This window comes from Melghirimyces thermohalophilus, assembly GCF_900102685.1.
Lineage (GTDB): Bacteria > Bacillota > Bacilli > Thermoactinomycetales > DSM-45169 > Melghirimyces > Melghirimyces thermohalophilus.
On the sequence record NZ_FMZA01000029.1, the window covers coordinates 18566 to 29046 of the forward strand.

The following is a 10481-nucleotide window of genomic DNA, read 5'->3' on the forward strand; positions in this document are numbered from 1 at the left end:
TTATTCAGGACCAACCTTCCTCCGGTGTATAAATGCCTCGAATGTCGTCTAAAAGACGACGAAGAGCGGAGGAGTGATGTCGTTCTTTGGGGTAGACGAGCACACCGGGAATTTGACTTTTCAGGCCGGGCACTCGCAGCTGCCGCAGGTTGCCGTCTGTTTTGGGATCGATGCAGAGTTGGGGGATCAGGGCCAGCCCCAGCCCTTCCCGCACCATCCGCTTCACCTCTTCCAGACTGGACAGTTCGATGGAAAACTCCGGTTGAATGTTATTTTCCCGCAGGACCTGATCGATCAGTTTGCGAACGATGGCTTCAGGCACGAGGGAGATCAGCGGTGTCTCCTTGAGCCGCTCCAGTTGAAAGTAAGGTTCTTGGGCGGCGGGATGGTCCGGCGGGGCGACCAGGGTCAGGTTGTCGTAGAAGAGGACTTGATATTCCAACAGATCCGTCGGGTGGAGCTGATAGCAGATCCCCGCGTCCAGTCGGCCCTCCAACACGCCCTGTATCACCTGATCCCCAGGAAGGGTGTGGACCGTGACCTGCAGAGAGGGACGGACATCTCGAAAATAGGTGAGCAGACGGGGCAGAATGGTGATCGCTGCCCCAGAGTGAGCGCCGATGGTAAAACTTCCCCGCTGAAGGTTTTCCGTTTCCTGGACTGCTTGTTTTCCCTCTTCCAGGAGGGCTGCCACTTGACGGGCGTAAGGCAGGAAGGCTTTGCCGGCGGAGCTGAGCCGGACCCGTTGGCGCAAAAACAGAGGAGCGCCCAGCTCCTCCTCCAGGGCGCGAATCTGCGCGCTGACGGCAGGCTGAGTCAAGAGGAGGGTTTCCGATGCTTTACGAAAGCTGTTCTGCTTTGCTACTTCCAAAAAAGTGAGGATTTGGGTCAGATTCATGGGCGCCTCTCCTTCCATGTGATAAACAAACATTATTAACTGTATTATAATCATAAATTAGATTTTTCTGAAGGGATAGGGTAGGATAAATTTGGAGCCACAGATGGGCTCGGGAAAGGGGGAGAGGCAGCATGAAAGTGATTCCGGGTTTGGAAGGCGTCGCCGTGGCGGAGACGGATGTGTCCTTGGTCGACGGAGAGAGGGGGCGGTTTGTCTACCGTGGTCACTGGGTGCGGGACCTGGCTGTTTCCCGTCGCTTTGAAGAGGTGGTCCACCTCTTGTGGTACGGTCATCTTCCTTCGATGGAGGAAGAGAGGCGGTTTGGCCGGCTCCTATCCGAGCATCGGGAATTGCCGCCCCATGTGAAGGAGATCATCGACCAGATTCCGGCGAAGACGGATATGATGAGCGTGCTGCGGACCGCCGTCTCCGCTCTGCCGGTTACCGGGAGCTGGCCACCTGCTCCGGAACAAGCAGCGGCGGTGTTGGGTGCGATCCCGGCGATCATCGCTTACCGTCACCACCGGATGCAAGGGACCCCGATGCCCAAAGTGCAGAGGGACTTGTCCCACACCAGCCATTATCTCTACCTGCTCAAGGGAACGGCGCCTACCGTCGCCCATGAGCGGGCGCTGGAAGCGTACCTGATTCTGACCGCCGAGCATGGGATGAACGCTTCCACCTTTGCCGGCCGGGTGGTCACCTCCACCCAGTCGGACCTTTTATCCGCGCTGACGGCGGCCATTGGCGCCTTGAAGGGGCCGCTCCACGGCGGGGCCCCTTCGGAGGTGGAGGGGATGCTGGAAGCGATCGGTTCGGTCGACAAGGTGGAAAGCTGGTTGCGGGCGCGGCTGGAGGCGGGGGAACGGCTGATGGGCTTCGGCCACCGGGTCTATAAGACAGTGGATCCCCGGGCGGAGGCGCTGCGTCGGGTGTCGCAGGAACTGGCTGGCGAAGACCCCTGGTTCCAACTGGCCTTAGAAACGGAAAAAATCGCCCTTTCTCTATTGGAAGAGTACAAGCCAGGCCGCCGATTGTATACCAATGTAGAGTTTTTTGCCGCTGCCGTGCTGCGGGCGGTGGGATTGCCAAAACAACTGTACACGCCAACTTTTGCCCTGAGCCGGACGGCAGGCTGGTGTGCTCACATCCTGGATCAGGCGGAACACAATCGGATCATCCGCCCCCAATCCCTCTACACCGGTCCGATACCGGCGACTTCTTAAAATGATAACTGGAGACCGGGTTGATGGGCCGGTTTTTTGTGTACCTTGTAAGCTGGGCTATCGTTCCGTATTTGTGAGACGAAGCTTCCGTCATGATCGACAGGAGCTAGAATTGTAACGAGCTCCCCCGTTAAACAGATAGGGTGCATGCTGATTGTTGTTCAGTTCGACTCGAATCGTATATGTCCCTGGAGGCAGATCCTCCAAATGGTACCACGGTCCGTACAAACGGGCCTTTTTTGTTCGTTTCCATAGAGATGGGCATGCCCTTCTCCAAAGCTCCAGGAACAGGGTCGATCCCAATGGCTATCCCTTCCGGGTCCAATGCCACCGCCCACAATAGGCCGATGCTCACCGGCCAACCACATCCTCAGACCCTGATCGAACCACTCTCTTTTCTACCCTACGATACTTCCCCCGATCAGATATCCCAGTGGGAACCAGCGTCCATTCCCAAAACGTCATTAGGTATCCCTCCCTTTCCATCCATCTCGTTCCATCTCGTTGTGGATTGATGTGAACAATTGTTGAATCATTACCCATTTCCCATTCTGACACAAAACCTCTATTGATAAAGGTACGACACTTGGGGTAATGATGGTGTTACGATATGTGATTCGATGTGATTCATTAAAGGGGGATCCATGAACATTTTCATTTCATTGTTTGTGTAACCGTCGAATGGGAATCTACCATTGAACCTGCTCCGGTTTTATATGAGGGATATATAAGCAGGGTGTGAAATTAACAACATAATATCACGCTACCCTTGGTTTTAGATTGTTGTTTTTTGTTATCAGTCCAACACAGCGGGCGTATCCGAATGTGCCTAAGGGGTTAAATCATCCGAGACACTCAATCTGTCCAGAAAAAATAGAAGTTAACGAAATGGAGGTATATCCCATGTCCCCCGTTGACTCGATCCAAACGAAACCGCCGGCTGATTCCCATCGCAACCGTCAGCCATGGTATGCAATGGTTTGGCGCTGGCATTTTTACGCGGGGATTGTGTTCGCCCCTCTGATTATTTTCTTGGCGATAACCGGTGGCATTTATATATATAAACCGCAGATCGAATCGATATTGTACAAAGACTTGTACTATGTGGAAACCGGAGATCAAAAGCTTTCACCCTCCGAACAAATAGCAAATGTCAAGAAACATCACCCCGATGCGGAGATCACGAGTTACAAGCCTTCATTCGAGGCAAACCGAACCTCAGAAATCGAGATTTCGAAAGACGGAAAAGAGCTGACCGTTTTCGTAAACCCTTACAATGGTGACATTGTTGGAGATTTAAACAACAATGAAACCTTCATGGAACAAATGAAAAATCTGCACAATGGGGAGCTATGGGGAGGTGTGGTAGGAAATCGGTTAGTAGAACTCGCCGCTTGCTGGGCTGTTATTTTGATCATCACAGGCATTTACCTATGGTGGCCGCGTCAGAGGAAATCGATTTTCGGAACCTTAATCCCCCGCTTACGCTCATGGAAAGGTAAACGCATGTTTTGGCGCGACTTACATGCAGTTTTAGCGGTTTGGCTGTCTGTGTTACTCGTCATTCAATTGTTTTCCGGGCTCATGTGGACGGAGGTTTGGGGAAGTATAGCCCATCGTGTGGAAGCATTAAGCGGGGAGGGCAGCCCGGTCGGGGACCAACCTTTTGAAAAGGATGCCTTTCCAAAATCCACGATTCCGACAAAAGAAGTGGCTGATGTGCCGTGGGCTGCAGAGAATCTGGCCGTCCCGGCATCCGAGTCAAGAAACTCAGCCTCCCTTCCTGTGGAAAAGATCATACAGATCGCAAAGGCCAAAAACGTCCATCCAGGCTATAAAATTGCCTTTCCGGAAGGAAAAACTGGGGTTTACACCGTCTTTCTCGATCCAGCCGAGGTGTATCCCGATCGCCCCAGCCCACAAGCGCAACAAACCCTGCACATTGATCAGTATGACGGAAAGGTGTTAGCCGATTATGGGTGGGATGATTATGGTTCTCTCGGAAAACTTATCTCAATGGGAATCGCATTCCACCAGGGTGAATTTGGCCCCCTCAATCAGCTCTTGATGCTCGCCTTAGTAATAGGGATTGTGGCCATCGTCCTCAGCGGGATTGTCATGTGGTGGAAACGGAGGCCCAAAGGCCGGCTGGGAGCACCGTCGCGACCTCGAAATATCAAGATGTTAAAATCCGTTGCAATCTTGATACTGATCTTAGGGGTCTTCTTTCCTCTCGTAGGTCTTTCCTTGATTTTTGTCTGGTTGTTGGATCGATTCATCCTACGTCGGATTCCTGCGATACAGCGATGGATGGGATGACAACCTTTGATTCGACAGCAAGGTACATTGGTGTAACCCCGAAAAAAAGAGTCGACATCCATCGGCTCTTTTTTATACCAAGTAGAAGGCGGAGCCTAGGATCAGGTAGACGATGAGGAGCATCACCCCTTCATACCAGTTGGTCGAACCGTCCCGGGAGATCGAAGCGGCGATAAAGGCGCTGACGGCGACAGCGGTCAACTCGGCAGTGGTAAAGACCAGATTCATCGGTTTTTGGAAAAATAGACTGATGAAGACGAGAGCCGGGGAGACAAAAAGGGCGATCTGCAGGCTGCTGCCCACGGCGATCTCCACAGCCGCCCCCATTCGATTTTTCATCGCCAGGAAGATGGCGGCGCTGTGTTCAGCTGCATTTCCGATGATAGCGATCAAAAAGGCGCCGACAAATAGTTCTGACCACCCCAGGGCATGGGCGACGGCCTCAATGCTTCCCACCAGCCATTCACTCTGAATGGCCACAAAAAAGGTGGAGACCAAAAGGAGCAAGATGGACAGCCCTTTGGACCAGTCCGGTGTTTCCGAAGCGGGGTTGGCGGACAGCGCTTCATCCTTCTCTCCCTCCACTTCCTTTTGATCCACCGTCAGTTCGCGTTTATGGGTGATCATGGAGAAAATCAACCACAGGATGTAACCGATGATCAACAACCCGGCGATAATCAGACTGAGGGTTTCCCGTTCTCCGGCCGATAGTTGGAAGGATAATGCGGCGGGAACGAACAGACCGATTACCGCCAGCAGCATCAGGGAGACATTGTGTCCGGCCAACACGGGGTTGAAGGACTGCACCCGATACTTCAATCCTCCAAACAGCAGACTCAACCCCAGCACCAGGAGGAGGTTGCCTATAATCGACCCGGTGATGCTCGCTTTCACCATGTCCAACAAGCCTTCCCGGACAAGAAAGGTGGCGATGATCAGTTCTGCCGCGTTGCCGAAAGTGGCGTTTAAAAAGCCGCCCAGTCGGTCGCCGGCATAATGGGCGACACTCTCTGTCGCCTTCCCGAGCATAGCTGCCCACAAGATCAAGGAGAGAGAAGCCAGGGTAAAACGAACCGCTTCACCGGGCCAAAACCAGTGAGCCAGTCCGCTGAGCAGGGTGCTGAGGAATAATAGGGAATAAAACCAGCGGGGATTCATGGTCAGGTGTCCTCCTTGTCTTCTCCGGTCACCGAGGATTTTTTCGGAATCTGTCGAAGCACTTATGATATCATTGTTATTATCAGTGTTTCGTAATCAGGAGGGTTTATCCAATGGGTGATGATAAATCGGTCGCCATCTGGATCGACCTGGAAAATGTTTATTACGGGCTGAAAAAATACCATATGAATCCGGATCATCCGGACCCTCGTCACAACTTGTTTCTGCGATTATGGGAACACTATGGACGCCGCCGGGTGCGAATGATGGAGGTTTACGCTGACTTTGAACAGATGGGCCGAGACGTGTCCATGAACCAGATTCAGAAAAAACACGCTCACGTGCACCACGTGCACGGGAACGGACGGGGGGAGGGGGGACGAAAAAATGCGGCGGATATTCAGCTCTGCCTCGATGCGATGGATATCCTGCATACGGTGCCTGAGGTGGATACCTTTGTGATTGTCAGCGCTGACCAGGATATGATCCCGCTGATGGATCGGTTATGGTCCCGAGGAAAGCGAGTGGAACTGTTTTGCCTGCAGGATGAAAGTGTTTCTCCCACCGCTCATCTGGACGCCTTTTGCGACCAGATTTACAATCTTTTCGACTTCTTGCATATCTCCCACTTTCAAAAGCTGTCCCGGATGGACCGGTTCCTGCAGGGAGCGGTGTTGCAGATCTACGAGTGGTATAAAGATGTGAACAATATCGGCAAAAGTTACGGCAGCTCCTGGATCAAAAAAGATCTCGTGCGGAAGCTGAACCTGACCGAAGAGGAGGCAGCGGGCTTATTTACTCGTCTGGTGCAGGGCGATTATCTGAGACCCGTCGAAGTGGCTGTGGATGGGAACACCTATTACGGTTACCATGTCAATGAATCCCATCCTCAAGTCAGAAAAGTAATACGGATCGCCGGATACCAGGTCGGATGAGAAACAGTTGGGATATCGAGGAGTTCCGTGATATAATAAAAACAGAATTATCCGGAAAACGATGAAGCCATTGACAGGAGAGGAGTCATGTCCGACATGGATCTAGGGATCGCAGGCAAAGCCGCTCTGGTCACTGCCGCAAGCCGCGGATTGGGGCGGGCGGTGGCTGAGGAGCTGGTCCGGGAAGGAGCCCGGGTGCTGTTGTCCAGCCGCAGCCGGGAGGCGGCGGAACAGACCGCGGCTGAGATCGCCGACAAAACCGGTTCTCAAGTGATCGGCTGCCGCTGTGACGTTTCCCAAGCGGAGGAGATCACGGGACTGATCAAGCGAGCCCGTGAAGCCTTCGGAGGCATCGACATGCTGCTCTGTAATGCCGGGGGTCCTCCCGGCGGGTTGTTGGAGGATTTGGAGGACGCGGATTGGCAGAAGGCTTTTGAGACCAACCTGCTTAGTGTGGTGCGGTTGATCCGCGCCGCTTTGCCGCTGATGCCGCAGGGGGGGAGAATATTGACCATCGCCTCCTCCTCCGTGAGACAGCCGATCCCAGGTCTGATCCTGTCCAACACCATGCGGGCCGGAGTGGCAGGGCTGATGAAAACCTTGTCCCAGGAGCTTGGTCCCCGGGGGATTCTGGCCAACACCCTGTGTCCGGGCCGGATTGCTACGGACCGTCTGAGGGAACTGGATCGCTCCCGAGCAGAGCAAGAGGGGGTGGCGGTCGACGACTTGCAAAGTCACATGCTGAGGGAGATTCCCCTCGGGCGTTACGGTGAACCCCAGGAGTTTGCCCAGGTGGCCGCTTTTCTGTTGTCGGAGGCGAATACATATGTGAGCGGCAGTGCCCTGATGGTGGATGGCGGGATGGTGAAAGCGCTCTGAGGGAAGGGTAAGTCCATCATCCATTACTTTGACAAAAAGACGGGAGGCTTCAAACATGACTGAAAACGGAGACGGATCGATCCGCATTGCCGATGACGTCGTAGCGGTGATCGCCGGTCTGTCCGCAACCAAAACCCCCGGTGTAGCTGGCATGTCCGGAGGAATTACCGAAGGCTGGGCCAAACGGGTCAGCGGGAAAAACGTCACCCGCGGGGTATCCGTCGAAGTGGGACAAGTGGAGACGGCGATCGATCTCAGGGTGATCATGGAATACGGGGCGAAAATCCATGAGGTGGCCCGTGAACTTCAGGAAAATGTGAAGGAAGCCGTGGAAAACATGACGGGTCTTGCTGTCGTGGAGGTCAACATCAAAGTAGAAGGGGTCGACTTCAAAGAGGAGACCCCGCCCCCGGAAGAGGAGAAAGGGGTTCGCTAACAGGATGAAAAAGGAGCCGGCGGCGTGCCCGGCTCCTTTTTCAAAAAGGGTTAATCCGATAAGTTCTCTTTCACTTGTTGGATCGAGGACTGAACCTCTTCCTGGAGGCTTTCCGGGATCTCGTCGGTCTCTTCCAATCCGTGGGGGAAATAGTGCCTCAGCAGGACGGGGTTTTCCAACTGGATCACCGCTTGGGCTTTTTCCGGCCGCCCTTTTTTGGCATAGGCCCGAATCCGCAAGTAGTATTCCGTTTCTCCATCCAACAGCTTCTTGTCAAAATTGACTTTGGTATAATCCCAGGCGCCTCCACGGAAAAAGCCTGCTGCGTTCATGACCGGTTCTACTGCGCCAAGGGTTTTTTCCATGCCTTTCAGTCCTGCATCTTCCAATACCATGTTGCAGCTCCTCCTCTTTCCGGTTTTAACCGTCAGCCCTCCTTCTCATCATATTATGTCTCATCCCGTCGTGCAATATGGGGAGGGTGACAAGTTTGGCACCTTTGCCGGTGATGTCGTTCTCTGTCTATTTGATAAGATGATGTGTAGAGAAAGGGGAAGTGAAACTTGGGTGAGGATTACATCAGAGACCGGATCGAAGCGAAATACGAACAGATGGTGGAACGCCGGCGTCATTTTCATCAATATCCTGAATTGTCTTTTCAAGAAGAGAAGACATCGGCCGCAGTGGCCTTCCTCTTACGGGAGCAGGGGTTGGAGGTTCGCACCGGAGTAGGCGGACATGGGGTGATCGGAGTCTTGGAAGGGGGACGGCCGGGGCGTACCGTCGCCCTCCGCTCCGACATGGATGGGCTGCCTATCCAGGATCAAAAAAACTGCGCGTACCGTTCTCAGGTGGAAGGTGTGATGCACGCCTGCGGCCATGATGCCCACATGGCCACGCTGCTAGGCGCGGCGGAGATTCTCGCTGAGATGCGGGAGGAGATTCCCGGGCGCATCGTCTTTCTGTTTCAGCATGCCGAAGAGCAGGTGCCCGGCGGAGCCGCCCCGATGATTGAAGCCGGGGCCCTGGACGGTGTGGATGCGGTCTACGGCGCTCATCTGTGGACGCCCCTGCCTTATGGGGTCGTGGGTCTGCGGGAAGGGGCCCTGATGGCCGCCGCCGACTCCTTTGAGATTCGGGTCACCGGAAAAGGAGGGCACGGGGGCCTTCCTCATGAAGCGACCGATGCGGTGACGATCGCCTCCCATCTGGTGGTCAATCTGCAAAGCATTGTCAGCCGACAATTGGATCCCCTGGAGTCAGGGGTGATCTCCGTCGGCCATATTCAAGGCGGCGGCGCCTTCAACGTAATCGCGGATCGCTGCACCCTGGTGGGAACGGTGCGCACCTTCGATGCCGACATCCGGAAAAAGATTCAACGGCGGATTGGGGAAGTGGCAGAGGCCACCTGCCATATGTTCGGTGCCCAATGTGACTATGAGTACGGCTGGGGCTACCCCACCTTGGTGAATGATCCGACGGAAGTTCGCCGGGTGGCCGAAGTGGCCCGCCATAAACTGAAGGATGTCGACGTGCGGGAGGTGGCACCGGTGATGGCCGGGGAAGACTTCGCCTACTACCTCCAACACCGCCCCGGCGCCTTCTTCTTCGTGGGAGCGGGCAATCGGGAAAAAGGCTTTGTCCATCCCCACCACCATCCCTACTTCGACCTGGACGAACGGGCGATGAAAATCTCAGCGGAACTCTTGATCCAAAGCGCCTTAGCCTACTTAACCGCAGAAAAGGAGTCGGAAACCATCTCCCCTTGAGCGACAGGCGGTGAGAAGAATAGCGCGATACCGATGCGGCATTTCCTGTAGGGAGTGCCGCATTTCTATTTTCGACAAACTTCAACTTATCGCGTGACCCTTTTCATCAATTTCTATAAACTGTACAGTAAATCGATTGTTTAGGAGGTTGGAATCCGTTGAAGTGGATGCAGTGGAAAATAACCGCGCTCACCTTATCTTTTGTGTTGATAGTGGGCTGCACCTCTCCAGCAAAAGAAGCGGAACCGGAAAAGGAAAAAGCTGAAATCCCGGAGCCGGCAGAGACGGTGGAAGGGATGCTCAAGGAAGGACCGGGGAAATATGCCGGTAAAAATTATGACAAGCAAAAAGTAAACCAATACATAAAAAAACTGCCGAAGGATTTATCAGCGGAAGAATACTATAAACATCTGGTCTACCTGTTGGCGGAAAACTACGAGAAGGAAGTCGAGGATCTGGATCATTTTGATACCAGTTTCGTGGTGGATAGGGAAACTCCGGATGATCCCGAAGCCAAAGAAGCACCCAAACAAAAACCCCTCAATGTCACCATTCTGCTGGATGCCAGCGGAAGCATGGCCGGCACCGTGGATGGCGGAGTGAAGATGGATCTGGCTAAGGCTGCCATCAAACGCTTTGCCAGCTCCCTGCCCAGCCATGCCCAGGTCTCCTTAAGGGTCTACGGACATCAAGGGAGCAACCAGGAAAAAGACAAGGCCAAGTCCTGTGCCAGTACCGAGGAAGTTTATCCGCGTTCCGCCTACTCCGAAAAAAAGTTCAACCAAGCTTTAGACCAGTTTAAACCCACTGGCTGGACCCCCATCGCCAAGGGAATGGAGGAAGCGTATCAGGATCTAAAAG

Annotated in this window: 10 protein-coding genes; 7 read left to right on the forward strand and 3 right to left on the reverse strand. The window is 53.9% G+C overall.

Translation table 11 applies throughout. The features are described from left to right. Window positions 1–4: 4 nt before the first annotated feature. Window positions 5–898 (reverse strand): LysR family transcriptional regulator, encoded by an 894-nt coding sequence (locus BLP91_RS15865; protein WP_176758051.1) that lies wholly within the window; start codon window positions 896–898, stop codon window positions 5–7. Between the two features lie 131 nt (window positions 899–1029). Between BLP91_RS15865 and BLP91_RS15870 the strand changes: the two genes are divergently transcribed. Further along, window positions 1030–2124, forward strand: a complete 1095-nt coding sequence (locus tag BLP91_RS15870; protein ID WP_091573094.1) for a citrate synthase/methylcitrate synthase — start codon at window positions 1030–1032, stop codon at window positions 2122–2124. A gap of 903 nt (window positions 2125–3027) precedes the next feature. Beyond that, a complete protein-coding gene (locus tag BLP91_RS15875; protein ID WP_091573095.1) occupies window positions 3028–4443 on the forward strand; it encodes a PepSY-associated TM helix domain-containing protein in 1416 nt (471 codons plus the stop codon). Between the two features lie 72 nt (window positions 4444–4515). Here BLP91_RS15875 and cax read toward each other — a convergent pair whose 3' ends face one another. Further along, on the reverse strand, window positions 4516–5601 hold the full coding sequence (gene cax, locus BLP91_RS15880) for a calcium/proton exchanger (protein ID WP_091573096.1): 1086 nt from the start codon (window positions 5599–5601) through the stop codon (window positions 4516–4518). A 113-nt stretch (window positions 5602–5714) separates the two neighbouring features. Between cax and BLP91_RS15885 the strand changes: the two genes are divergently transcribed. The 3 genes from BLP91_RS15885 to BLP91_RS15895 all read left to right on the forward strand — a co-directional run bounded on the left by BLP91_RS15885 (window position 5715) and on the right by BLP91_RS15895 (window position 7851). Further along, window positions 5715–6536 carry an NYN domain-containing protein gene (locus BLP91_RS15885; protein ID WP_091573097.1) on the forward strand — a complete coding sequence of 274 codons (822 nt, stop codon included), beginning with the start codon at window positions 5715–5717 and terminating at the stop codon, window positions 6534–6536. Between the two features lie 96 nt (window positions 6537–6632). Then, a complete protein-coding gene (locus BLP91_RS15890) occupies window positions 6633–7415 on the forward strand; it encodes an SDR family oxidoreductase (protein ID WP_091573101.1) in 783 nt (260 codons plus the stop codon). A gap of 55 nt (window positions 7416–7470) precedes the next feature. Then, the gene (locus tag BLP91_RS15895) at window positions 7471–7851 is read left to right on the forward strand and encodes an Asp23/Gls24 family envelope stress response protein (protein WP_091573098.1); all 381 of its coding nucleotides are present in this window, start codon (window positions 7471–7473) and stop codon (window positions 7849–7851) included. Between the two features lie 50 nt (window positions 7852–7901). Here the strand turns inward: BLP91_RS15895 and BLP91_RS15900 are convergent, their stop codons facing one another. Continuing rightward, on the reverse strand, window positions 7902–8246 hold the full coding sequence (locus tag BLP91_RS15900) for a YugN family protein (protein ID WP_091573099.1): 345 nt from the start codon (window positions 8244–8246) through the stop codon (window positions 7902–7904). Window positions 8247–8462: 216 nt separating this feature from the next. On the opposite strand from BLP91_RS15900, the gene BLP91_RS15905 reads away from it, so the two are divergent. Together BLP91_RS15905 and BLP91_RS15910 are read left to right on the forward strand one after the other, a co-directional pair. Then, complete coding sequence (locus BLP91_RS15905) at window positions 8463–9620, forward strand: M20 metallopeptidase family protein (RefSeq protein ID WP_425412244.1); 1158 nt, start codon at window positions 8463–8465, stop codon at window positions 9618–9620. 167 nt (window positions 9621–9787) lie between these two features. Continuing rightward, on the forward strand, window positions 9788–10481 hold a 694-nt coding region (locus BLP91_RS15910), incomplete at its 3' end, for a VWA domain-containing protein (RefSeq protein ID WP_245662297.1).